Genomic DNA, 24,312 nt, shown 5'->3' with positions numbered 1-24,312 from the left:
TTAGCGCGCGCCGTGGGCGAGACGCGCCGACGCCGGGTCGCGGCGCAGGGCGAGCATGGAAAGGGCGCCGATCACCGGGCCGGGCAGCAGCATCAGGAAGGCCCAGTGCCAGCCGCCGATCGCGCTGGCAAAGATCGGCAGAAGCCAGATCGCCACGACGGTCAGGGCAAAGCCTATGCCGAGTTGCAGGGCGAGGGCGGTGCCGACGAAATGCGGCTCGGAAAGCTCGGTGACCGCGGCGGAGAATTGCGCGCTGTCGCCGACGACGCTGACCCCCCAGATAAGGGCAAGGGCGGCGAGCAGTAGGGTCGGACCCTCGAAGGCGAAGCCGATGAGGGCGGCGCAGGCGCCGGAGACGATCATCATCCCGGCGCAGGTCAGGCACCGGCCGATGCGATCCGAAAGCCAGCCGCCGAGCAGGCTGCCGATGACGCCGCTGGCAACCACCACGAAGCTCAGCATCGAGGCGGTGCCGAAGGGGAAGGGCGCGAGGCCGCTTTCCTGCGCCGCGGCGGCGAAGGCGAGAAACCAGGCCCACATGGCGTAGAGCTCCCACATGTGGCCGAAGTAGCCGAGGTTGGCGAGCATCAGCGGGCGGTTTCTGAAGACCGCGAGCGACTGGCGAGGGTCGAAGGCGGCGCGGCCGAAGCCATAGGGGCCTTCACGCAAGGTACCCGCGAACAGGATGGCCGAGGCGAGGGCCGCGCCGGAGGTGCCCCAGACCACGGCCTGCCAGTTGATGCCAGTGGTGAGCGCGCGGATCAGGTGCGGCATGGACGAGCCGAGGGTCAGCGCGCCGATCAGGAAGCCGAGGGCGAGGCCGCGGCCTCGCGAGAACCAGGTGGACATCAGCTTGAGCGCCGGAGGGTAGACGCCGGCCAGCGCGATGCCGGTGACGAAGCGGGCGAGGATCGCCGTGGTCGGGTCGGAGACCAGCAGCGCGGCATTGGCCAGTGCGGCGATGATCGCTGCGCCGGTCATCAGCCGCTTCATCGGCAGGATGTCGGGCAGGTTGACGAGGCTCGAGCCGAGGGCGCCGACCACGAAGCCGAGCTGCACGGCGTTGGTCAGCCAGGCGGCCTGGGTCGGGCTGAGCTGCCAGTCGCTGACAAGCTCGGGTATGATCGCGGTGGCCGAGAACCAGGTGCAGAGCACTCCGACGACGCCGAGGCAGATCAGCGCCAGCATCGACCAGCGGCCCGGGGCAGGAGGGGGGAGGGGGGCGCTCTGGTGGCTCATGCGGAAGGCTTTCGTCTTGAGGGGGTTGCGCCGCAACTCTGCCGGAGCGCCGGGCGCTGCGCAATCGCCCGGCGCGGATGCAAAGAGACCCCGGACCTTGGGCCCGGGGTCTCTTTTTCGAAACAGGGGAGAAAGCTCAGCGGCCGGTGCGGTCCAGCACGGTCTTCGCGGTGAGCAGCAGCAGTCGGCTGTCGGTGGTGAAGGACTGCTCGCAGAGGTAGCGCACGTCCATCTCGACACGCTCGTCGTAGGTGACGTCGTTGCGGCCGGAGACCTGCCACAGCCCGGTGATCCCCGGCTTCATCAGCAGGTAGGCGGTGCGGTGCATGCCGTATTTGGTCATTTCGGCGCGGACGACCGGACGGGGGCCGACGAAGCTCATCTCGCCGGTCAGCACGTTCCAGATCTGCGGCAGCTCGTCGAGGCTGGTCTCGCGCAGGAAGCGGCCGAGGCGGGTGATGCGCGGGTCATTCGTCAGCTTGTGATCGCGTTCCCATTCGGCGCGGGCAGCGGGGTTGCTGGCGAGATATTGCTGCAGCTTCTGCTCGGCGTTGGGCACCATGGTGCGGATCTTCCAGTAGCGGAAGACCCGGCCGTTCTTACCGATCCGGCGGTGGCCGAAGAAACCCGGCCCGCCTTCGAGGCGCACCAACAGCCACAGGACGGCAATCACCGGCGCCAGAAGCGGCAGAAGCGCGAGGGCGAGAAGCGTGTCGAAAATCGGCTTGGCGAATTGGCGGTAGATGCCTTGCGCCTTTTTGCGGTAGAGCCGGCGCTGCTCGCCGAGAAACCCTGCGTCCGCGGAATAAAATGCTGCATCAAACACTGTCAAACCCCAAGAACTCTTAACTCTTACGCGATACAGTCCGGCCTCTTTGGCCACCTGAACGACGACAAAATGCGCTCTGGGCCACCCTTGGTGGCCGCGACCGCGTCTCACGACACGAATTGGTCATAATCGGCTTGTTGATCCAGCTTTAATCACGAGTCAACCCAGAGAGTAAAGGTATATCCAAATGAACATCAATTCCGAGAAATTGCGTCAGCGGATGTCCGCTTTTTAAACGACTTCGTTAAGGAAAGATTAACGGATCTCTACTGCAAAGGATCTGTGAAATGGCTCCGGAAATCCCGAGGCAGGCGCGCCGAAATGGTTTTGCCACCGAGCCGGAGCGGAACGGGGCAGGGGGCAACCAGCAACGGGCTGCCGGGTCGGAGTGTCGCGGCTTAGGGCGCGCCGACGCCTGCCTTCAGGGCGCTTCCACGACGATGTCCGCGTCCGAGAGGGCGCCGTGCAGCCGGGCGAAGGTTTCCGACGCGTCCATGGCCTCGCGTTTGCCTTGGCTGAGCAGGCGGTCGAGCGGCTCGGCGAGATCGATGGCGGAATCCACCTCGGGGTCGCTGCCGCGCCGATAGGCGCCGATGCGGATCAGCTCCTCCATGTCGGCATAGCGCGCGGCGGCGCGGCGGGCGGCCTTGTAGATGGCATACTCGTCCGGGTGGTGGCAGTCGGGCAGCATCCGCGAGATCGAGCGCAAGAGGTTCACCGCCGGGAAGCGTCCCTGTTCGGCGATCTTGCGGTCGAGCACGATGTGCCCGTCCATGATGCCGCGCACCGCGTCGGCGATCGGGTCTTCCATGTCGCCGCCGTCGACCAGCACCGTGTAGAGCGCGGTGATGTCGCCGCCGCTGCCAGAGCCGGGACCGGCGCGTTCCATCATGCGCGGCAGCTCGGCAAAGGTGGTAGGCGGGTAGCCCTTGGCGGTGGGCGGCTCGCCCCCGGCGAGGCCGATTTCGCGCTGCGCCATGGCAAAGCGGGTGACGCTGTCGAGCAGCAGCAGCACCTGCTTGCCCTGATCGCGGAAATGCTCGGCCACGGCGGTGGCGGTCCAGGCGGCCTGGCGGCGCATCAGCGGGGGCTCGTCGCCGGTGGAGACGACGACCACCGAGCGCGCCAAGCCTTGCTCGCCGAGATCTTCCTGCAGGAAGTCCTGCACCTCGCGGCCGCGCTCGCCGACGAGGCCGACGACGATCACATCGGCCTGGGCGCCGCGCGCCAGCATCGCCATCATGGTCGACTTGCCGACGCCGGAGCCGGCAAAGACCCCCATGCGCTGGCCCCGGCAGAGCGGGGTGAAGACGTCCATCACCTTGACCTTGGTGTTGAGCCGCTGGCCCACCCGGCGGCGCTCGAAAGCGGGCGGGGGCGCGGCGCGAATTCTGCGGGGGGTATCGCCCTCGGGCAGGCGCCCCTTGCCGTCGAGCGGCTGGCCGAGGGCGTTCACCACCCTTCCGATCCAGGCGTCATCGGGGCGGATCTCGTTGGCGCTGTGGCTGACCTGTACCGGATCGCCGGTGCGCACCCCGTCCCAGCTGCCGAAAGGCAAGAGCCGGGTGCCCCGCTCGTCGATGCCCACAACTTCCGCCAGCACCGGTCCCTCGCGGCCCTGGACGAGACAATGCGCGCCGATCCCAACCGCGCGCTCGAGGCCCGACACCGTCAGGACCAGGCCGAGCGCGGATTTCACCTCGCTGGTAATGCTTGACCTTTCAAGGGTCCGGGTAAGGCTTGAAAGCTCCGAAAACGCGGTGTGCATGGTCACTATCCATTGATGTGTCCGTTTTATTCATGCTATCCTTGTTTGAGCCGAAAGGAAACTCTTCATGAAACTTGATGGTATGTCCTTTTTCCAGTTGGCCTCCGAGCGCATGACGTGGCTCGGAGCGCGGCAGAGTGTGATTTCCGAGAACATCGCCAACGCGGATACGCCGAATTACAAGGCCCGCGAGGTGAACGATTTTGCGCAGGCGCTCGAGGGGCAACGCGCGATGAGCGGCCTTGAGGTGACCAACGCGCAGCACATCCAGAGCGGCCACAGCACGCCCGACGGCGTGCGAATCGAGCGCGACGAGACCGCTTGGGAAGCCAGCCTCGACGGCAACACCGTGTCGGTCGAGCAGCAGACCATCAAGGCCGCGGAGGTGGCGGGCAGCTACCGGCTGGCGGCCGAGCTGTATCGCAAGGGCCACAACCTGCTGACCGTCGCGGTCACCGGCATTCGTTGAGAGGGGACACCATGGATCCGCTGAAATCCGTATTGAACGTCGCCGCCAGCGGCATGCGTGCCCAGGGCGAGCGCCTGAAGGTCGTCTCCGAGAACGTCGCCAACGCCAGTTCCACCGGCAACACCGAGGGCGGCGATCCCTATCGCCGCAAGGTGATCTCCTTTGAGGAGCTGGTGGACCGGGAAACCGGGGCCTCCATGGTGGGGGTGTCGGACGTGACCCGCGACTCCGCCGATTTCGAACTGCGCTTCGACCCCGCGCATCCGGCCGCCGACCAGGACGGCTTCGTGAAGGTGTCGAACGTGAAGACGATCCTCGAGCTGGCCAACATGCGCGAGGCCTCGCGCAGCTACCAGGCCAACCTGAACATGTTCGAGACCGGGCGCACCATGCGCACGCAGCTTCTCGACCTGCTGAAATAGGACTTTGACGTATGGCGGGACCCTCCTCGCTCCTTTCGCTGAACTCGGCCAGCGGCGCCTACCGCGCGTCGCGCGATATGGTCGCCGAGAAGATGCCGGCGATCGCGCCGGACCAGGCCGAGCGGCCCAGCTTTGCCGAGATGATCTCGAAGGCCGGCGCCGACACCGTGCAGACCATCCGCGAGGCCGAGGCGGTCGCGCAGAACGGCATGCGCGGCGACATCGACACCCAGCAGGTCGTGCTGGCCACGCTGGAGCTCGAAACCACGGTGAACACCGCCGTTGCGGTGCGCGACAAGCTGGTCGAGGCCTACCAGGAAATCATGCGCATGCCGGTCTGATCCGGCGAATGGGGGCGCGGTGACCGAAGCCGATACGCATACGATCCTGTCGGATGCCTTTCTGACCGTGCTCTACGCGTCCGGTCCGATCATGGGCATCGCGCTGGTGGTCGGGCTCATCGTCGCCTTCTTCCAGGCGCTGACGCAGATCCAGGAAATGACGCTGACCTTCGTGCCGAAGATCGTGGCGATCTTCCTCGGGCTGCTGGCGTTCCTTCCGTTCATGTACGCCATGGTCAAGAAGCTGTCGGACACCGCGTTTGACCTGATCATCAGCGGGGGCTTCTGATGCGGGCGCTGGCGGGGATGCTGGTCGCGCTGCTGCTGCTGGTGACGGGGCAGGGCGCGCGGGCCGACTGGAGCGATTTCTATCGGCCGACCGCGCGGACGGGGCAGCCTGCTCCGGCGCTGCCCGCGCAGGCAGCGCCCTCGGGCCTCTGTATCCGCGAGATCTTGCGCGCGCAGCTGCGGCACCAGATCCCCGGCAACCTCTTGCTGGGCATCGGCCTGCAGGAATCGGGCATGATGCACGAGGGCGAGCTGACCATCTGGCCATGGACCGCCAATGCCGAGGGTGACGGGCGCTATTTCACCAGCCCCGAGACCGCCGCCAGCTGGGTGCGGGCGCGGCAGGCCGATGGGGTGGCCTCGGTCGACGTCGGCTGCATGCAGGTGAACCTGCGCTGGCATCCCGACGCCTTTGTCTCGCTCGAGCATGGGTTCGATCCGGCGCGCAACGTCGATTACGCCGCGCGGCTGCTGGTGTCTCTCTATGAGCAGACCGGCGATTGGGTCGAGGCGGCGGGGCGCTACCATTCGGCCACGCCGGAGCACCGGCAGGCCTATCTCGGGCGGCTGAAGCAGAACGTCGGCATTGCCAATGACCGCCTCGACATCTTCCGCGCGCTGGCGGCAGGGGAGGGGGGCGGCGCCCCGCCGCCGGTCGCCATGGCCGCCGCCGAGCCGCTGCCCGAGGGGCACTTCTGGACCTCCTGGCTGACCACGCGCAGCGGCGCCGCCGACGAGGGCGCACGCAGTCTTTACGGGCGCGAGGTGATGCAACCCGTGCTGCCTGCCTTCCGAAAGATGTTCTGATGGCCCTGACCGATCCCTTCACCGCCTCGCGCAAGCGCCCCAGCCTGAAGGCCCGGGGGCTGGCGAACCGCGACGTCGCCTTCGCCATCGGCGTGACGCTCATGCTCGGCGTGCTCTTCGTGCCGCTGCCGCCGGTGATCCTCGACCTCGGGCTGGCCGTGTCGCTCTCGGTTTCGGTGCTGATCCTGATGGTGGCGCTCTGGATCCCGAAGCCGCTGGAGTTCAACTCCTTCCCGTCGCTCTTGCTGATGGTCACCATGTTGCGGCTGTCGCTCAACGTTGCCTCGACGCGGCTGATCCTGTCCGAGGGGCACACCGGTCCCAGCGCCGCGGGTGGGGTGATCGAGGGCTTCTCGCGCTTCATCGTCGGCGGCAATTTCATCATCGGCATCGTGATCTTTGCCATCCTCGTGGTGATCAACTTCGTGGTGATCACCAAGGGCTCGACCCGAATCGCCGAGGTTTCGGCCCGCTTCTCGCTGGATTCCATGCCCGGCAAGCAGATGGCCATCGACGCCGATCTCGGCGCCGGGCTGATCGACGAGGAGCAGGCGCGCTCGCGCCGCAAGGAACTGGAGGACGAGAGCGGCTTCTTCGGGGCGATGGACGGCGCAAGCAAATTCGTGCGCGGCGACGCTGTGGCCGGGATCATCATCACACTGATCAATGTCATCGGCGGCATCCTCATCGGCGTCGCGCAGCATGGGCTGTCGCTGTCCGAGGCGGCAAACTTCTACACCGTGCTGACCATCGGCGACGGACTGGTGTCGCAGATCCCGGCGCTGGTGGTGTCGCTGGCGGCGGGTCTCATCGTCACCAAGGGCGGCACCGAGGGCGCGGCCAACGAGGCGGTTCTGGGCCAGCTGTCGAAATTCCCCAAGGCGCTGTTCATGGCGGCGGCGCTGCTCTTTGCCATCGGGCTGCTGCCGGGGTTTCCGGCGCTGGTCTTTGCGGGGCTCGCGGGGCTGATGATCTTTCTCGGCATCACCGTGCAGCGCGGCGCCGAGGAAGCCACCCGCAGTGCCGCGCGCGAAGAGGCGCAGCGGCAGAAGGCCGAAGCCGCTCCCGCCGAGGACAGCATCAAGGAGACGCTGAAGCTCGACACGCTCCGGCTCGACCTGGGTCAGGCGCTGGTGCCGCTGATCTCGAGCCCCGACGCGGCGCTGGCGGGCAAGATCAAAAGCCTGCGCGGGCTCTTTGCGCGCGAGTTCGGCTTCGTGCTCCCGACGGTCCGGATCAAGGACGAGCCGATGCTGCCCTCGCAGAGCTATGCGCTCATGGTGCAGGGGGTCGAGGTGGCGCGCGGCGACGTGCGTCCGACCGGCATGATGGTGGTTAACCCCGGCGACTGCGGGCTGAAGGGCGAGCGCGGCAAGGATCCGACCTTTGGGCTCGATGCGCTCTGGGTGGATCCCGAGACCGCCAAGATCGCCGAGGGCATGGGGCTGACCGTGGTCGACCCGGAGAGCGTGATCATCACCCATCTGACCGAGGTGGTGAAGGAACACTTGCCCGAGCTGATGACCTATGGCGCGACGCAGGAACTGATCGAGGGGCTCGACCGCGAGTACCAGAAGCTCGCCAAGGACATTCCCGGCAATGCGCCAATGGTGCTGATCCAGCAGGTGCTGCAGGGGCTGCTGGCCGAGCGGGTCTCGGTGCGAAACCTGCCGCTGATCGTCGAGGCCATCGCCGAGGCCAAGCGCAGCACGTCGAACGTCACGCAGATCACCGAGCAGGTGCGCCGGCGCCTGGCCAACCAGATCTGCAAGTCGATGATGGACGGCTCGGGCTTCATTCCGGTGATCACCATGGGGCCGGCCTGGGAGAAGGAGTTCCTCGAGGCGCTGCGGGTCAGCGGCGACGAGCGCAACTTCGTCATGTCGCCGCAGCGGGTGCAGGATTTCGTGCTGCAGACCCGGCGCGAAATCCAGCAGTTTGCCGAACGCGACGAATGGCCGGCGCTGCTGGTCAGCCCCGAGGTGCGCAGCTTCGTGCGCTCGATGCTGGAACGGGTGAGCCCGATGACCACCGTGCTGTCGCACAACGAGATCCACCGCAAGGCGGCGCTGCGCACCGTCGCCACCATCGGCAAGTAGATGAACGTCTCGGCGCTGATCACCACCGAGTTCCTTGGGGTGGCGCTGGTCTTTGCCCGGATCGGCGGCATCCTGATGTTCATGCCCGGTCTCGGCGAGGCGCTGTTTCCGGTGCGCCACCGACTGGCCATGGCGCTGGTCCTGTCGCTGGCGCTTTACCCGCTGGCCCCGCTGGGCCCGGTGGATTTCGATGACATCGCCGCCTTCATCGGCATTCTTGCCATCGAGCTGACGCTGGGGGTCTGGATCGGTGTCAGCGCGCGGATCCTCCTGTCGGGTCTGCAGTTCGCCGGCTACCAGATCGGCACGATCTCGGGGCTTGCCAATGCCTTCTCGCCCAGTCTCGGCTCCTTCGAGGGGGCCGATCTAATTTCCACCGCGCTGATGATGGCGGCGGTGGCGGTGATCTTTGCCACCGACCTGCACCACCTGATCATCGGCGCCATGGTGATGAGCTACGACGTCTTTCCGCCGGGGCGGATCCTGACCGGGGATCTGGCGCAGCAGATCGTCCGGGCGGTGAGCGCGAGCTTCTACATGGGGCTGTCGATCGCCGCGCCCTTCTTCGTCATGGGCCTGCTGCTCAACCTCGCAATGGGCCTGACCGCGCGGATGATGCCGACGCCGCCGGTGTTTTTCGTCGCCGGGCCGGTGCTGATCTTCTCGGGGCTTCTGGTCCTGGTCATGGCCGCGCCGATGATGCTGCGCGAGTTCGCCGAGCGCTTTGCCGAGTGGCTCGGCCTGCTGGTGTTCTGAGGCAGGGGACGTCCGGGCATGGCCGAGGGTGAGGACAAGGACAACAAGACCGAGGAGCCGACAGAGCGAAAGCTCCGAAAGGCCCGCGAGAAGGGAGATGTGCCGAGCTCCAAGGAGGTCGGCAATGTCACCGCGGTGCTGTCGCTCTTTGCCATCACCGACTTTGTCATGCCCGGCGTCTCGGCGACGTTTGCCGGGGTGCTGCGCGGGGTTTTCGAGACCGCCGGGCAGGTGAGTATCGGCGAGGACGTGCAGGGCATGCGCGATATCGGCGGGGTGAGCTGGGGCATGCTGCGCGGGGTCGGGCTCTTGCTGGCACCGCTGCTGGCGCTGATGGTGCTGGGGGCGGTCGCCGGCGCGCTGCTGCAGGGCGACATCGTGGTGGCTGGCGAGCGGATCCGGCCGAAACTGTCGAAGATCTCGCCCATGTCGGGGTTCAAGAAGATCTACTCGCTCGGCGCCATGGTGGAGTTCGGCAAGAGCATGTTGAAGGTGCTGGTGGTCGGCGGGATCGGGCTCTGGATCACCTATCAGGGGGTGCGCGAGCTTTGGCAGGTGCAGGGGATCCTCCCCGAGATGGTGACGGAGTTCGCCCGGCACGCGGCCTCGCGCATGCTGATGGTGGTGCTGTCGATCCTCTTGGTGATCGCCGTGGCGGACGTGCTGTGGAAGCGCTTTGAGTACCGGCGCAAGCAGCGCATGTCGATGCAGGAGATCAAGGACGAGCACAAGGACACCGAGGGCGATCCGCACATCCGCGCAAAGCGCATGCAGCTGCGCCGCGAGCGGGCGCGCCAGCGCATCGCGCAGGCGGTGCCGCGGGCGACGGTGGTGCTGACCAACCCGACGCATTTTGCCGTGGCACTGAAATACGAGAGCGGCGTCGACATGGCGCCGGTCTGCGTCGCCAAGGGGGCCGACCTGCTCGCGGCGCGGATCCGCGAGCTCGCGCGCGAGTCCGAGGTGCCGATCATCGAGAACAAGCCGCTGGCGCGGGCGCTGCACGGTGCGGCCGAGATCGACAAGCAGATCCCCATCGAACACTGGGAGGCCGTGGCCGCGATCATCGGCTACGTCATGGACATGCAGCGCAACATCAAGCGTCCGATGCCGGAAGGGTCGAGCTTGCGGGAGGAGGACTGAACGGCCCGGTCCCGCACGAGGGGCCACGGGGACGGTGCACCGGCGCGCGCCCGCGCATGGGGCCTGCGCGGCGTGGAAATGGACGGAAATCCACGCTAGGGCAGGGGGGCGCGGTGCGGCGATCCGATGCGGCACCGCGACTGTAGACCTTTGTATGCAGAACGGCTAAAGGGGGCGAAACCCCCAGGAAAGGCATCGCATCATGGCTGAGAACAACACTCCTGACATCGTTTACACCAAGGTCGACGAAGCGCCCGAGCTGGCCTCGGCCTCGCTGCTTCCGATCATCCGCAGCTTTGCCGCTGCCGCCGGTGTGTCGGTCGGCACCAAGGACATCTCGCTCGCGGGCCGCATCCTCGCGACCTTTCCCGAGGCGCTGACCGAGGCGCAGCGCCAGTCGGACGACCTGGCCTGGCTTGGCGAGTGGGTCAAGACGCCCGAAGCCAACGTCATCAAGCTGCCCAACATCTCGGCCTCGGTGCCGCAGCTGGTGGCCGCGGTCAAGGAACTGCAGGGCCAGGGCTACGCGCTGCCCGACTACCCCTATGAGGCCTCGAGCGACGAGGAAAAGGCGATTCAGGCCAAGTACGACGGGATCAAGGGCTCGGCCGTGAACCCGGTGCTGCGCGAGGGCAACTCTGACCGCCGCGCCGCCGCCGCCGTGAAGAAATTCGCGCAGTCGAACCCGCATCGCATGGGCGAGTGGACCAAGGACAGCAAGACCCGCGTCGCCGCGATGGACGGCGGCGACTTCTTCTCGAACGAGGTCTCGGCGACGCTCGACAAGGCCGCGACCGCGAAGATCGTGCTGGAGACTGCCTCGGGCGAGACCGTGCTGAAAGAGGGCGTCTCCTATCCGGCGGGCACCGTGGTCGATGCCACCTACATGAGCGCGGCGAAGCTCGACGCCTTCCTGGAAGACGAGATCGCCAAGACCAAGGACGAGGGCACGCTCTTCTCGCTGCACATGAAGGCCACGATGATGAAGGTCTCGGACCCGATCATCTTCGGCCACGCGGTGAAGGCCTGGCTGAAGCCGGTGTTCGACAAGTACGGCGACGAGCTGAAGGCGCTCGGCGTCAACCCGAACTCGGGCCTTGGCGACCTGCTGGAGCGGGTGAAGGACAACGCCGAGATCGTGGCCGCGATCGAGGAAGTGACCGCGTCGCGTCCGCCGATGTACATGGTGAACTCGGACAAGGGCATCACCAACCTGCACGTGCCGTCGGATGTGATCATCGACGCCTCGATGCCCGCGCTGATCCGCGCCGGCGGCAAGGGCTGGGGCCCGGACGGCAAGGAAGCCGACACCAACTGCGTGATCCCCGACAACTCCTATGCGCCGGTCTATGACGCAGCAATCGAGTTCTTCAAGGCGAACGGCAAGCTGAACCCGGCCACCGCCGGCACCGTGCAGAACCTCGGCCTGATGGCGCAGAAGGCGGAAGAATACGGCTCGCACCCGACCACCTTCGAGATGCCCGAGGCAGGCACCGTCAAGATGATCCTCGACGACGGCACCGTTCTGCACTCGCACGAGGTGCAGGCGGGCGACATCTGGCGCTCGGCCTCGGCCCGCAAGGCGCCGATCGAAGATTGGGTGAACCTCGCCATCGAGCGTCAGAAGGCCACCGGCTACCGCGCGATCTTCTGGCTCGATGCGAACCGCGCGCATGATGCCGAGCTGATCGCCTACGTGAAGCCGATCCTCGAGGCGAAGGGCGTGTCGGACAAGTTCGAGATCATGGCCCCGCGCGAAGCGACCATCGCCTCGCTCGAGACCATCACCAAGGGCGAGAACACCATCGCGATCACCGGCAACGTGCTGCGCGATTACCTGACCGACCTCTTCCCGATCCTCGAGCTGGCCACCTCGGCCAAGATGCTCTCGATCGTGAAGCTGATGAACGGCGGCGGCCTCTTCGAGACCGGTGCCGGCGGGTCGGCTCCGAAGCACGTGCAGCAGCTGGTGGAAGAGAACCACCTGCGCTGGGATTCGCTGGGCGAGTTCTGCGCCCTTGGCGAGAGCTTCAAGTTCCTTGCCGACCAGAAGGACAACGCCAAGGCGCGGGTGCTGGGCGATGCGGTGGAGATCGCGACGCAGGGCATTCTCGACCACGACCGTTCGCCCTCGCGCAAGGTGGGTGAGCCCGACAACCGCGACAGCCACTACTGGTTCGCGCGCTACTGGGCCGAAGCGCTGGCGGCGCAATCGGACGACGCCGAGCTGGCGGCGCATTTCGCGCCCATCGCCAAGGCGCTGGCCGATGGTGAGGCTGCGATTGTGGCAGAGCTGGCGGCGGTGCAGGGCAAGCCCGCGGATCTCGGGGGCTACTACCACGGTGACGCGGAGAAGACCGCTGCCGTGATGCGCCCCTCGGCAACGCTGAACGGCATCCTCGGCTGAAATCGACACCGCTGACGAGATGGGCACCCCCGGCTGAAAGGCCGGGGGTGTTTGCGTTCGGGGCAATGCTTCGCGGGTTCCGTGGGACTTATCCGCCGTTTGTCCACAAGCCGACAGTGTTGCGCCGGGGCGTTCTGCGACAACATACCGCAGAGTGTAGGTGCTCAAAGATTACCTACTGCATGTGGTGGCTCCCCGCGAGAGGTTCAATAAATTCAGAACATTAACAGTATGTTAGATATTTGGAGCGCTAAAAAATCCGCGCGTCTGCAAGTGATTCTGCCTTGCCTTCCCGGGCGCGTGGTGCCCCCGACCGAGTCGTTCGCGCAGAGGTTGAAACTGAACTGTGAACAGATTGTGGAAAAAATTCGTCCTTGCAGGGGCTTGCATGAAACATGCGCCGCGGGCCCAAAAATCTGCTCGCGACCGGCGAAATCGCGCTACTGTAATTCTGCCTGGTGGTGCTGCTATGACTGAGCAAATCGGAGTTTTCTCTCCTGATGGCAGCTTCATGCCCATATTGGCAGGGCGGCGAGTTTCGTTCAGGTGAAGGGGGGAGGCCATTTGGCCTAAGTATCCTTAGTCTTTTGATAATTATGAGCGGCACCCGGGGTCATCTCCGGGTGCCTATTTTTTTTCCGGCGCCGCGGGTCGCCGAAGCGGTTGATCACCGCGGTGCATGGATATACATTTTCGGAACGTATATCTTAATGTCAGGAGGCTGTGATGCAGATCTCGAAATGGGGGAACTCCCTGGCGGTCCGCCTGCCTGCCGAACTCGTGCGCGAACTGGGGCTGAAAGAGGGCGACCGGATCGAGCTGCATCCCGACGACCGGGGGCTCGCGGTGAGCCGCGCCGCGCGGCCCGAGGAGATCCTCGCCGGTCTGCGCCGTTTCCGGGGGCGGCTGCCCGACGGACCGCTGCCCCGCGACGAGGCCAACGCGCGCTGATCCCGGGGCCGATCCATGGCGGGGGCCTTTCTCGACACCAACGTGATCCTCTACCTTCTGGGCGAGGCGCCGAAGGCGGATCGCGCCGAGGCGCTGCTGCAGCAGGGCGGGGTGATCAGCGTGCAGGTGCTGAACGAGGCGCTGGTAAACTGCCTGCGCAAGGCGAAGCTGAGCGCCGAGGAGGCGGGGGCGTTTCTTGCCGGCGTCCGGGCGCTCTGCGAGGTGGTGCCGCTGACCGAGCTGACCCATGACATCGGCCGGGCGCTCGGGATGCGCTACGGGTTTTCGGTCTACGACTCGATGATCGTCGGCGCGGCGCTCGAAGCAGGCTGCGACACGCTCTGGTCCGAGGACATGCATCACGGGCTGCTGGTCGAGGGGCGCCTGCGCATCCTCAACCCGTTCAAGGGCTGAGCGGCGCGCGCACCGAGCCGCGCTCGACCAGCCGCACCGGCACCTCGTAGAGCATGGGCGCGGCCTCGGCGGGCAGGGCAATGGCCTCCATCGTGGCGCGGGTGAGATCCTCGAGCGACTGGCTGACCGTGGTCAGCGCATGCGAGGACCAGCCCGAGATTGGCGCGTCGTCGAAGCCGATCACCGACAGATCCTCGGGCACCCGCAGGCCGAGCTCGAAGCGGGCGGTGTTGAGCACCCCGAGCGCGATCTCGTCGGTGACGCCGAAGATGCCGTCGATGCCGGTCCCTTGCAGCAGCACGCGGGCCGCCTCGGCCCCGGTTTCGTAGCTGTTCGGCCCGTCGACCCAGCGGGTCACCGGGATGCCGCGCAGGGCCATTTCCGAGCAGAAGGCCTCGGCCCGGTCGATCTTGGCCGAGGTGCGCGAGCCCGAGATCACCACCGCCACGTTGCGGCAACCGGCCCGGGTCAGCCGCTCGGCCGCCAGCCGGCCGCCGCGGGCGCTGTCCGCGAGGATGAGATCGGCCCGCGCGCCTTTTGGCGGGCGCGGCCGGTTGATCAGCACCATGCGCGCGCCGTTCTGCGCACATAGCCGGATCAGCGCGTCGGGCGCGGCCCCCGAGAGCAGCACGACGGTGCGCACCCGGTAGTCGAGCAGGCGTTTGAGGTCCTCGGCCACGCCGCCGGTGCCGTTCATCAGCAGGCATTGCAGGCGGTGGGCGTGCAGCGCCTTCGACAGGGCGTCGAGCTGGGCAGAGATATAGGGGTTGGAGAAGTTGCCGCCGACCACGCCGACGAGGTCCGAGCGCTCCTGGTGCAAGGTGCGGGCGAGGCGGTTGACCCGGTAGCCGAGCTCTTCGGCGGCCTCGAGGATGCGGGCGCGGGCCTGCTCTGACACATGCGCGCCGGGCGTGAAGGCGCGCGACACTGCCGAGCGCGAGACCCCGGCCAGCCGTGCCACGTCGGCGGCCGAGACGAAGCGGCTCCGGGGAGGTCCGAGCGGCGGGCGGGGCGGTGTCATCGGGCGCAGAGGCCCCGGTTCAGCACCTCTTGCGCAAGCGCGAGCATCGGCGGCAGCGGGTAGCTTTGCTCGAGCCCGCGCAGCGCGTGAAGGTGCGCGAGGGCGGCGTCGAAGCTCGGATAGGTGCCGGGCCGCCGCAGGTGCAGCCAGAGCGCCAGCACGGTGACCGAACGCGAGCGCCCGCCGCGGCAATGCACCAGCAGCCCGCCCCTTTTGTGGGCGGGGTAGTGCGGTTTGCCCGCGGTATAGACCGCGGCGAGCCCGTCGATCAGCGTGACCGCCGCGGCCAGCGTCTCGGCGGCATTGCCCGGCCCGTCGAGCAGGCCGATCTGGTAGCGCCGCAGATGGGTGCCGTCGGGGCGAAGGAGAGGGCCGGGGAAGATGTTCATCGCGAGGTTGAGGCTGGCGCCGATGCCTGCCTGCTGCAGGGCGTCGCCATCCTCTGCGGCCGGTAGGTTGCCAAGCCACAGCCCGTCGAGGCCGGGGCCGATTTCGCCTGCGGCCCGCCAGATCAGCGGCTTCTGGTCCTCGGCGGCCTCGGCTGCGGGAACGGTGTCGGGCAGGTGGTGACGGATCATGGGTCAGACCTCGAGACTGGGGCACTGCCGCAGGCGCGGGCCAAGCGCAGCGGTCAGGCGGGGGGCGGCGCGCAGATCGACGAAGGCCGGCAGCACCCGTTCGGCCCGGGTGGTCTCGGCCATGGCGAGGATGTCCGAGAGTCGCGGGTGCACGTTCCAGCCCATCCAGCGGGCGTGACCCTCGGCGAGCATCGCATGCGCGGGGCTGCTGCGCGGCACATGGCCTGAAAAGATGAAGCGGAAGCCGGGGCGCTCCCGGAGCGCGGCGCAGAGTCCATGCTCGGCGTTCGGCCCGTCGGCGACAATGATCTGCGCTGGGGTTGCGGTCTCGGGCGTGGCGACGGGCGGAGGGGTGCCGGTGAGTCTTTCGGTCTCATCGGCGATCTGAGGGCAAGCGTGGACAGTCAGCCCGGCGGCCCCGAGCGCCGCCACCATGTCCGGGCCGCGCCCGCCGAGCGGGCAGGGCAGCACCGCGCCGCCGCGCGCTGCTTTGGTCAGGGCGGCGATCTGATCGGCGAGCGAGTCCTCGCGGTCGCCGTAGGAGGCGTCGGCCAGCACCGTGGCGCTGCGCGGGAAGGGATCGCAGCGCAGCAGCGGGGCCTCGGTGCTGAAATCGCCTGTGTAGAGAAAGCCGCCGCGCAGGGTCGGAAAGCGCATCCAGATGCCGCCGGGCGCATGGCCGGAGCGGCCGGTGTCGAGGCGGACGCCCAGAACCTCGGCACAGCCACGGTCGGGCAGCTTTGCGAGGCGTGGCGGGCGCAGGTTGCAGGGGAGCTGGCGTTGGGTCTCTTGGGTGGCGTAGACCGGCGGGTTGCCGATCTCGGCCAGCCGGTCGAGCGCGCCGACGTGATCGACGTGGGCGTGGCTCAGCAGCACCGCGTCGACACGCCCGGCCTGCGAGAGATCGGGCCGCTCGCCGGCCTCGAGCCCGCCGCCCATGTCGAGCAGCAGCCTGCGGCCCTCGATCTCGAGCAGGAAGAGCGCGGCGCTTTTGCGGCCGAGGCCGCTGAGGGCGGTCAGTCGCGCCATGGCAGCACCCCCTCGGGCAGGCGGCGGCCGACGAGCAGCGACAGCCCCATGAGCGCCAGCACCATGAGCACCATCAGGCATCCGACCGCGGCGGCGAGGGTCGAGGAGCCCGCCTCTTCGAGGAAGATGATCATCGGGCCGATGGTGGTGGCCCGCGAGCTGACCAGCAGCACCGAAACCTGGATCTCGTTCACCGCCGTCATGAAGACGAGGATCGCCGCCGCCATGGCCGAGGGGGCGAGGGCGGGGAGCACGATGTCACGCAGCCGCGCGAAGACCCCGGCGCCGGCGAGCTGCGCGGCCTCGTCCAGCGCCCGGTCGATCTGGGCGTAGCCGCCGAGGATGGGGCGCAGCGCAAGGGCGAGGAAGTTCGACAGGTAGGCGGCGAGGATCACCCAGACCGTGCCGTAGAGCCCGGTGCCGACAAAGGGCAGGGGGCGCAGGAAGAAGAGGATCATCGCCACGCCGATGATGATGCCGGGCAGCGCATAGGCCAGCTCTGACGCGAGGCGCAGCAGCCGCGCCACCCAGCCGCGGCGCCAGCTCAGCACGTAGCCGAGGGCGACCGCCGCCGGGATCAATACCGCCACGGTCAGCAGCGTCAGCCAGAGCGAGGTGAGAAAGGCGCTTCGGATGCCCTCGTGGTGGAAGAGGGCGTTGGCGAAGTTCTCGAAGGTGAGCGTGTCCGGCGTCAAGGGCTGGCCGTAGCCGCGCACCAGCGCGGTGCCGAGAAGGGCGGAGAGCGGCAGGACGAGGCAGAGCGCGAGGTAGAGCCAGGCCACGCCGCTGACCGGCAGGCGCCAGGCTCCGAGCTTCATGCGGGGCGGGCGCTGCGCGGCATCGACGCGCTGGTCACCGCGGCGTCCGAGCCAGGCGGTGAGGGTCATGCCGAGCACGGTCAGCAGGGCCGGCAGCAGCGCCAGAAGTGCCATGTCGTTCAGCGCCGAGGGGCCATAGGCGTTGAGCCGCTGGTAAATGAGGGTAATCAGCGTCGGCACGCGGGCGGGGATGCCGAGCATCGCCTGGATGCCGAAGTTGCCGATCGACGAGACGAAGGCCAGCGCGGCCCCGGCGAAAACGCCGCTGCGGATCAGCGGCAGGATGATGTCGCGCGTGACCTGTCCCGCGCTGGCGCCGTTCGCGTGGGCGGCCTCGACCAGCGAGGCCGGGAGGCGCTGCAGCGAGGCGCGGACCGACAGGAACACGAGGGGCGCATTGTAGAGCCCGAGCAGGAAGATGATGCCGCCCATGGAATAGAGCGGGTGGCGGGTGCCGGGAGGCAGCGCGAGGCCGAGCGGGCCGAGGATCGGGCTTGCCGGAGAGAAGGCCTGAACCCAGGCCAGCGCGGTCACCTGCGGCGGGATCATCAGCGGCAGCACGAAGCCGAAGACCCAGAGCGTGCGGCGGCGCATATCGGTGAGCGAGGTCAGCAGCGCGGCCATCGTGCCGACCGCCGTGGCCAGCAGCGTTGCGGCGCAGGCGATCCAGAGGGTGTTGAGCGTTGCCTCCAGCACCCGGCGACCGCCGAGGATCGCGGCGATGCGCTCGGCGTCGAAGGTGCCTTGGGGGAAGAGTGCGGCATAGAGGAGCCGGGCGAGCGGCGCGATGGAGAGCAGCCCGACAAAAAGGATCAGCACCAGCGTCAGCGCGCGTTCGCCGCCGAGGCGCCCGAGCAGTCGGCGCGCCCGAGAGGGGCGCGCCGCTTGGTCTTGGACGAGGCTCACGCGATCAGAGCCCGAAGAGCTCGGCGAACTGCGCGCGCACGGCTTCGTTGGTCTCGAGCGCGGCATCGACGTTGTAGCCGAGCAGGGTCATGTCCTCGAGCTTGGGAAAGCCCTCGGGGCCCTCGACGCCGGGCAGGATCGGCAGCGAGCCCTGCTTGGCAACCAGCTCCTGGCCTTCCTTGCTGAGCAGGAAGTCGATGAAGAGCTTGGCCTCTTCCGGGTGCTCGGTGCCGGCCATGATCGCGGCGGGCTCGGTGATGAAGCTCACGCCATCCTCGGGCACGATGAAATCGACCGGCGAGCCGTCGGCCTTGGCGCGCAGGGCATTGGCATCGACGATGATCGCGTATTTCGCCATGCCCGAGGCGACGGCCTTGGTCGCCGGGCCGTTGCCGCCCTCGGGGACGATGTCGAGCTCGTTGAGCCCCTCGTAGAACGCCCAGCCGATGCCCTCGGCGTTCAGCAACGCATGCAGGTGGTTCAGCGCCGCGCCGGAGTAGAGCGGCGACGGCACGCCGATCATGCCGCGGTTGTCTTCGGTGACGAGGTCCATCCAATGGCTGACCGGCTCGGCGATCTCGGTGTTGTAGGCGATGCCGGTGGTCATCGCCTTGGTGCCGAAATAGGTCATGTCGGCGTCATAGGTGGCTGGGTCGTAGTCCGCCACGGGTGCGTCTTCGTAGGCCATCAGGTGACCGCCCGCCTTGAGCTCGCCGAGGTTGATCACATCGGCGACCAGCAGGATATCGGGCTGCACGTTGTCCGCCTCGATCTCGGCGCGCACCACGTTCATCAGCGCCGAGGTGCCGTTGCGGGTCCATTCGATCTTGATGTCGGGGTGGGCGGCCTCGAAAGCGTCCACGGTCTGCTGCGCCTGCTCGGGGGGCTGGCTGGTGTAGAGCGTCAGCGTGGTTTCGGCAAAGGCGGCGCTGGAGAGCAGCGACGCGGCGAGGGAGAGGGAGAGAAGACGCATGTTCGGTGTCCTTGCGGTTGCGTGTTCAGGAGGGGTGAGACGCGGCGGCGTCGGGAATGACCCAGCCGTCGCGCAGGGCGAGCGAGACCCTCTGGCCGCGGCTCAGCGCGGCGGGGGCGGCGATGTTCACGGAGAGCGGGATGTCCCCCGCGGGCCCGGCCATGACCTCGGCGCGCAGGAAGGCGCCGCGGTAGGTGGCGCGGGTGACGTTGCCCGCGATGGCCTCCGCCGCATCGGTGAGCTGGAGGTCGCCGGGGTGGAAGGAGATCTTGGCGCGGCGGCGGGCGGTCTGGCCGGGGGCGCAGCGCAGTTCGATGCGCTGGCCGAGCAGCGAGGCGGCGGCGCGGCCCTGCCCGAGCGGGCGGATGTCCTCGGCCTCGAGCACCCGTCCCTCGCCGATGAAGCCCGCGACGGTCTCGGTCTGCGGCTGGCTGAACAGCGCTTCGGGGCGGTCGAACTGCAGGATGCGGCCCTTGTCCATGACCGCCACGCGATCGGCGAGGGCCAGCGCCTCGGACTGGTCGTGGGTGATGTAGAACATGGTGGCGCCGGAGCGGGCGTGGAAGGCGGCGAATTCCTCTTCCAGCGCGCCGCGCAGGTGCACGTCGAGATTGGCCAGCGGCTCGTCGAGCAGCACGACGCGGCTCTCCATGGCGAGGCAGCGCGCGAGGGCGACGCGCTGGCGCTGGCCGCCCGAGAGATCTGCGGGGCGGCGGTGCGCGAGCGGGCCCAACTCGACCAGATCGAGCACCCGGGCGACGCGGGACTTCCTCTCGGTTCTAGGAACGCCGGCGATCTTCAGCCCGTAGGCCACATTCTGCGCCACCGACATATGCGGCCAAAGGGCGTAATTCTGGAACACCACGCCGATGCCGCGATGCTCGGGGGCGAGGTGACGGCCGGGGGCCGAGACGATGTCTCCGCCGATCTCGATACGGCCGGCGTTGAGCCGCTCGAAGCCGGCGAGGCAGCGCAGCAGGGTGGTCTTGCCGCAACCCGAGGGGCCGAGGACGGCGACGAACTCCCCGGCCTCGATGCTCAGAGAGACCTGCCGCAACACCTGCGTCTGGCCGTAGCTCTTGTCGATCCCCGAGATGCGAATGTCGCTCATGGTCTGCCCTGTTTGCCGGGCTGCACAGCTGTGCAGCGTCGCGGCGATCTGTGGCGGCGGGCTGCGACAGGCGGGCGACAGGGGCGTGACAGATTGGTGAAATCAGCCGCGAAAACGAAAACGGCGCCCGCGAGGGGCGCCGGTCGTGTCAGTTCGGGATCCGGGGATCAGCTGCCGCGATAGGTCGAATAGCCGAAGGGCGAGAGCAGCAGCGGTACGTGGTAATGCGCGGGTTCGGACATGCCGAAGCGGATCGGCACCACGTCGAGGAAACGCGGCTCCTCCGGCGGCGTGCCGCAGGCGTCGAGATAGGCCCCGGCGTGGAACACAAGCTCATAGGTGCCGGGCGCAAACTCGGCGGCGGGCAGGATCTCCTCATTGGTGCGCCCGTCCTCATTGGTGACCAGCGTCTTGAGAAGGCTGCGGGTTCCGTCCTCGATCCGGAAGAGCTCGATCTTCAGACCCTCGGCGGGGCAGCCGCGGGCGGTGTCGAGCACGTGGGTCGTCAGGTATCCGGTCATCGGCGGGTCTCCATAAGGTATCTCGGTGGTGTCGCGGGTCATAGTGGCAGAAGCGGGGGCCGGGTAAAGGTCCCAGCAAAGGCCCCTGCGCCCGAGGCAGTTTCAAACGCGGTTTGAAGATCAGCGCGTCGCCATGCGCCGCGTCATGTCGAGCATCCGCGCCGAGAAGCCCCATTCATTGTCGTACCAGCCGAAGAGCCTGAACTGGCCTCCCTCGACCACGCGGGTCTCGCGGGTCGACAGCACCAGCGACTCGGGCCGGGCGCGCAGGTCGGTCGAGACACAGGGATCCCCGGTGAGGCCGACGAGCGGAGAACCCGCGAAGAGGTCGACAAGCGCGGCATTGGCATCCTCGGGCATGGTGTCGAGCTGCAGCACCGCGTCCACCGCCGAGACCGAGATGCAGGGCACGCGCACCGCCGTCACGCTGAGACGCTGGTCGAGCCCGGGCAGCACCTTGATCACCTGCTTCGCGGCGCTGGTGCTGGTCGGCACCATCGAAACGGCGGCGGCGCGGCTGCGCTCGTAGCTGGCGCCGGGGGCATCCACCGTCGGCTGGCTGCCGGTGTAGCAGTGGATCGTGGTGACATGGGCGCGGGCAATGCCGAAGCGGGTGTCGAGCGCCTTGAGCATCGGCGCGATGGCGTTGGTGGTGCAGGAGGCGTTCGACACGATGCGGGCGTCGCCGATCTCGGCCTCGTTGGCGCCCAGGACGCAGGTCACGTCGGCGGCCTCGGAGGGGCCAGAGAGCAGCACCGACCTCGCCCCGGCCAGCAGCCCGGCCTCGGCATGCGGGCGGTTCGAGGCGGCGCCGGTGCATTCGAGCACCACGTCGACATGGCTCAGGTCGAGCTCGCGCAGGTCGCGCGTGGTGTGGAAGGGGATGCGGCGTCCGTCTACGACCAGCGTGCCGGGCTCTTCGGTCACCGTGCCGGGGTAGGGGCCGAAGACGCTGTCGTAGCGGAAAAGATAGGCGCACATTTCGGGCGAGGCGATGTCGTTGATCGCCACCAGCTCGAGATCGGCATGGGCCGGATCGGTGAGGAGCTGGCGCAGCAGGGTGCGGCCGATGCGGCCGAAGCCGTTGATCATGATGCGGGTCATGGGGTGCCTCCGCGGAACTTGTACCGGGCAAGCGATACGCCTCTGCGCGCCGGGGTCAAGCGGGTGGGCCGCGGCTCAGCCGACAAAGCGGCCGCGGTAGTCGCTCGGGCTCTGGCCGCGCAACGCGCGGAAGCGGCGGGAGAAATAGGCCGGGTCGGCAAAGCCCAGCCGGTAGCCGACCTCGGCCACGGGCACCTGGGTGAAGGCGAGCATCCGGCTGGCCTCGGTCATCACCTTGCCCTCGATGTAGCGCGAGGCGCTGAGGCCGGTGGCGGCGCGGCAGATCCGGGTGAGATGGCCGGGGGTGATCGACAGGGCCGCGGCGTAGTCGCCGGCGCGCCAGCCCTCGGCAAGATGTTCGGCGATCAGCCGGTCGAGCGCCATCATCTTCGCCCCGCCGGGGGCGGCGGCCTCCTCGGTCGGGGCCAGCGCGCAGATCTCGGCAAGCAGCGCCTGCGCCAGCGAGACCAGCAGGTTTGCGCGGTAGGGGCCGGGGCGGGCAAAGGCAGCGACGAGTTGCTCGGAAAGGGTGACCAGCGTGTCCGAGGCCGTGCCGACCACTGGGCGCGAGAGCCGGGCGGCAAGCCCCGGCGAGGTGGGCCGCATCCCCGCGAGCACAGGTGCGGGGAAGGAGAGCACCAGACCTTCGCTCAGCTTCTGGAACTCGAAGCCATGCACGATCTGTACCGGGATCAGGAGGAACTGCCCGTCATCGAGCGTCGCGTCTTGACCGTCGATCCGGACCTCGGCGTGTCCCTGCCGCATGAAGAAAACCTGGGTGATCTCTGCGTGTCTGTGCGGGGAAATCACCCAATCGTGAAGTCTTGCCCGGTCCCAGATGCGCTCGCAATGCACCGTGTCGGGGAAGCCTCCGGTCTCACCGAAGAGATCGAAAAAGGGGATGTCTGGACGCTGGGTCATGCATGAATAGTACCAGCCTATGCGGCTCCCGTCTATTCGCGCGCGGCCCTGCAGGGCGTAGGCTGCCAACAATTATCGGAGGAGACTGCATGAAAACCGAAGTCGTGATCATCGGCGGCGGCCCTTCGGGCCTGCTGCTTTCGCAGCTGCTGAACAAGGCCGGGGTCGCAACCGTGGTGCTCGAACGGTCGAGCCGCGAGCATGTGCTGTCGCGCATCCGGGCGGGCATCCTCGAATGGGGCACGGTCGAGCTGCTGCGCGAGGCCGGGGTCGGCGCGCGCATGGATGCCGAAGGGTATCCGCACGACGGCACCTACCTGACCGATGCCGAGCTGATGGTGCATATCGACTTCAAGGCGCTCACCGGCAAGCAGGTCATGGTCTACGGTCAGACCGAGGTGACCCATGACCTCTACGAAGCGCAAGACGCGATGGGGACCACGGTGATCCACGGGGTCGAGGATGTGACCATTCATGACCTCGACGCGTCCGAGGCCGCGGTTGAGTACACGCTGAACGGCGAACGGCACCGCATCACCTGCGCGTATGTGGCCGGATGTGATGGCTTCCACGGCGTCAGCCGCAAGACCATCCCCGAAGAGAAGCGCCGCGAGTTCGAGCGGGTCTACCCCTTCGGCTGGCTGGGGATCCTCTCGCGCACGCCGCCGGTGCATGACGAGCTGATCTATTCCAACTCACCGCATGGTTTCGCGCTGGCCTCGATGCGCAACGAGAACCTGGTGCGCTACTATGTGCAGGTGCCGCTGACCGACAAGGTCGAGGACTGGTCTGACGAGCGTTTCTGGACCGAGTTCAAGCGCCGCATCCCCTCGGAGGCGGCCGCCAAGCTGATCACCGGCCCGTCGATCGAGAAATCCATCGCGCCGCTGCGCAGCTTCGTCTCGGAGCCGCTGCGCTGGGGCCGGCTGTTCCTTGTCGGCGATGCCGCGCATATCGTGCCGCCGACCGGGGCGAAGGGGCTGAACCTCGCGGTTTCGGATGTCTATTACCTGCACGAGGCGCTGATCTCGGCGCTGAAGGCGGGCCAGACGGCGGGCATCGACGGCTATTCCGAGCGCGCGCTGGCGCGGATCTGGAAGGCGATGCGCTTCAGCTGGCAGATGACCACCATGCTGCACAGTTTCGAGGGCGAGGACAGCTTCGCCGCGGAGATGCGCCGCGCCACTCTGCAGCATCTGGCGGACTCGGAAACCGCGCGCAAGGACCTCGCCGAGAACTACGTCGGCCTGCCTTTCTGAGGCGTCTCGGCCAGATCCTGGGAAATTTTGCAGTATGCCATAGACCGCGGCCCGCTCCATTGAGCGGGCCGTATCTTGTTCAGGCCATTGACGACCCTTGCGTCATGGGCCAGAGGGTGCATAGTCGAATGAGGCAAA

General features: G+C 67.7%; 24 protein-coding genes. 12 read left to right on the top strand and 12 right to left on the bottom strand.

From position 1 onward, the window contains the following. The 3 genes from G0D83_RS28470 to fliI form a co-directional block, all read right to left on the bottom strand. Positions 1-1,239: an MFS transporter gene (locus G0D83_RS28470; RefSeq protein WP_164197855.1), complete on the bottom strand. Its 1,239-nt coding sequence runs from the start codon at positions 1,237-1,239 to the stop codon at positions 1-3. A 136-nt stretch (positions 1,240-1,375) separates the two neighbouring features. Next, positions 1,376-1,984, bottom strand: coding sequence for a sugar transferase (locus G0D83_RS28465; RefSeq protein ID WP_164198057.1), 609 nt, complete (start codon positions 1,982-1,984; stop codon positions 1,376-1,378). Between the two features lie 505 nt (positions 1,985-2,489). Then, positions 2,490-3,836 carry a flagellar protein export ATPase FliI gene (gene fliI / locus G0D83_RS28460; protein ID WP_164197854.1) on the bottom strand — a complete coding sequence of 449 codons (1,347 nt, stop codon included), beginning with the start codon at positions 3,834-3,836 and terminating at the stop codon, positions 2,490-2,492. 67 nt (positions 3,837-3,903) lie between these two features. On the opposite strand from fliI, the gene flgB reads away from it, so the two are divergent. The 11 genes from flgB to G0D83_RS28405 all read left to right on the top strand — a co-directional run bounded on the left by flgB (position 3,904) and on the right by G0D83_RS28405 (position 13,933). Further along, the gene (flgB, locus tag G0D83_RS28455; RefSeq protein WP_108970295.1) at positions 3,904-4,305 is read left to right on the top strand and encodes a flagellar basal body rod protein FlgB; all 402 of its coding nucleotides are present in this window, start codon (positions 3,904-3,906) and stop codon (positions 4,303-4,305) included. Positions 4,306-4,316: 11 nt separating this feature from the next. Next, on the top strand, positions 4,317-4,727 hold the full coding sequence (gene flgC / locus G0D83_RS28450) for a flagellar basal body rod protein FlgC (RefSeq protein ID WP_108970296.1): 411 nt from the start codon (positions 4,317-4,319) through the stop codon (positions 4,725-4,727). Between the two features lie 11 nt (positions 4,728-4,738). Continuing rightward, a complete protein-coding gene (locus G0D83_RS28445; protein WP_108970297.1) occupies positions 4,739-5,068 on the top strand; it encodes a flagellar hook-basal body complex protein FliE in 330 nt (109 codons plus the stop codon). 19 nt (positions 5,069-5,087) lie between these two features. Beyond that, entirely contained in the window at positions 5,088-5,357 is a 270-nt protein-coding gene (locus G0D83_RS28440) for a flagellar biosynthetic protein FliQ (RefSeq protein ID WP_108970298.1), read from the top strand. After that, entirely contained in the window at positions 5,357-6,163 is an 807-nt protein-coding gene (locus G0D83_RS28435) for a lytic transglycosylase domain-containing protein (RefSeq protein WP_164197853.1), read from the top strand. Before G0D83_RS28440 ends, G0D83_RS28435 begins: the two co-directional genes overlap by 1 nt. Further along, the gene (gene flhA, locus G0D83_RS28430) at positions 6,163-8,262 is read left to right on the top strand and encodes a flagellar biosynthesis protein FlhA (RefSeq protein WP_164197852.1); all 2,100 of its coding nucleotides are present in this window, start codon (positions 6,163-6,165) and stop codon (positions 8,260-8,262) included. The genes G0D83_RS28435 and flhA overlap by 1 nt, the downstream gene beginning before the upstream one ends. Beyond that, positions 8,263-9,018: a flagellar biosynthetic protein FliR gene (locus G0D83_RS28425; protein ID WP_164197851.1), complete on the top strand. Its 756-nt coding sequence runs from the start codon at positions 8,263-8,265 to the stop codon at positions 9,016-9,018. An 18-nt stretch (positions 9,019-9,036) separates the two neighbouring features. Then, entirely contained in the window at positions 9,037-10,161 is a 1,125-nt protein-coding gene (gene flhB, locus G0D83_RS28420; protein ID WP_164197850.1) for a flagellar biosynthesis protein FlhB, read from the top strand. A 202-nt stretch (positions 10,162-10,363) separates the two neighbouring features. Further along, positions 10,364-12,568, top strand: a complete 2,205-nt coding sequence (locus G0D83_RS28415) for an NADP-dependent isocitrate dehydrogenase (protein ID WP_164197849.1) — start codon at positions 10,364-10,366, stop codon at positions 12,566-12,568. Between the two features lie 726 nt (positions 12,569-13,294). Continuing rightward, positions 13,295-13,519, top strand: a complete 225-nt coding sequence (locus G0D83_RS28410; protein ID WP_108970304.1) for an AbrB/MazE/SpoVT family DNA-binding domain-containing protein — start codon at positions 13,295-13,297, stop codon at positions 13,517-13,519. Between the two features lie 15 nt (positions 13,520-13,534). Then, complete coding sequence (locus tag G0D83_RS28405) at positions 13,535-13,933, top strand: PIN domain-containing protein (protein ID WP_164197848.1); 399 nt, start codon at positions 13,535-13,537, stop codon at positions 13,931-13,933. Here G0D83_RS28405 and G0D83_RS28400 read toward each other — a convergent pair. From G0D83_RS28400 to G0D83_RS28360, 9 genes are all read right to left on the bottom strand, one after another. Next, positions 13,923-14,954, bottom strand: a complete 1,032-nt coding sequence (locus G0D83_RS28400) for a LacI family DNA-binding transcriptional regulator (protein ID WP_164197847.1) — start codon at positions 14,952-14,954, stop codon at positions 13,923-13,925. The genes G0D83_RS28405 and G0D83_RS28400 overlap by 11 nt on opposite strands. Continuing rightward, positions 14,951-15,532, bottom strand: a complete 582-nt coding sequence (locus G0D83_RS28395; RefSeq protein ID WP_164197846.1) for a dual specificity protein phosphatase — start codon at positions 15,530-15,532, stop codon at positions 14,951-14,953. The genes G0D83_RS28400 and G0D83_RS28395 overlap by 4 nt, the downstream gene beginning before the upstream one ends. A gap of 3 nt (positions 15,533-15,535) precedes the next feature. Next, entirely contained in the window at positions 15,536-16,561 is a 1,026-nt protein-coding gene (locus G0D83_RS28390) for an MBL fold metallo-hydrolase (RefSeq protein ID WP_164197845.1), read from the bottom strand. Then, a complete protein-coding gene (locus G0D83_RS28385; RefSeq protein WP_370457338.1) occupies positions 16,549-18,285 on the bottom strand; it encodes an ABC transporter permease in 1,737 nt (578 codons plus the stop codon). The genes G0D83_RS28390 and G0D83_RS28385 overlap by 13 nt, the downstream gene beginning before the upstream one ends. Before the next feature lie 4 nt (positions 18,286-18,289). Beyond that, positions 18,290-19,258 carry an ABC transporter substrate-binding protein gene (locus G0D83_RS28380; RefSeq protein ID WP_164197843.1) on the bottom strand — a complete coding sequence of 323 codons (969 nt, stop codon included), beginning with the start codon at positions 19,256-19,258 and terminating at the stop codon, positions 18,290-18,292. A gap of 25 nt (positions 19,259-19,283) precedes the next feature. Then, the gene (locus G0D83_RS28375; RefSeq protein WP_164197842.1) at positions 19,284-20,369 is read right to left on the bottom strand and encodes an ABC transporter ATP-binding protein; all 1,086 of its coding nucleotides are present in this window, start codon (positions 20,367-20,369) and stop codon (positions 19,284-19,286) included. Between the two features lie 167 nt (positions 20,370-20,536). Beyond that, positions 20,537-20,890 (bottom strand): hydroxyisourate hydrolase, encoded by a 354-nt coding sequence (gene uraH / locus G0D83_RS28370; protein WP_164197841.1) that lies wholly within the window; start codon positions 20,888-20,890, stop codon positions 20,537-20,539. A gap of 120 nt (positions 20,891-21,010) precedes the next feature. Then, complete coding sequence (locus G0D83_RS28365) at positions 21,011-21,994, bottom strand: type I glyceraldehyde-3-phosphate dehydrogenase (RefSeq protein ID WP_164197840.1); 984 nt, start codon at positions 21,992-21,994, stop codon at positions 21,011-21,013. Between the two features lie 75 nt (positions 21,995-22,069). Then, positions 22,070-22,915: a helix-turn-helix domain-containing protein gene (locus G0D83_RS28360; protein ID WP_164197839.1), complete on the bottom strand. Its 846-nt coding sequence runs from the start codon at positions 22,913-22,915 to the stop codon at positions 22,070-22,072. 89 nt (positions 22,916-23,004) lie between these two features. Between G0D83_RS28360 and pobA the strand changes: the two genes are divergently transcribed. After that, on the top strand, positions 23,005-24,174 hold the full coding sequence (gene pobA / locus G0D83_RS28355) for a 4-hydroxybenzoate 3-monooxygenase (RefSeq protein ID WP_164197838.1): 1,170 nt from the start codon (positions 23,005-23,007) through the stop codon (positions 24,172-24,174). The last annotated feature ends 138 nt before the right edge of the window (positions 24,175-24,312 follow it).

It is taken from the genome of Salipiger sp. PrR003, from assembly GCF_010500785.1.
GTDB lineage: Bacteria > Pseudomonadota > Alphaproteobacteria > Rhodobacterales > Rhodobacteraceae > Salipiger > Salipiger pacificus_A.
This window is presented reverse-complemented; position numbering and strand designations above follow the sequence as displayed.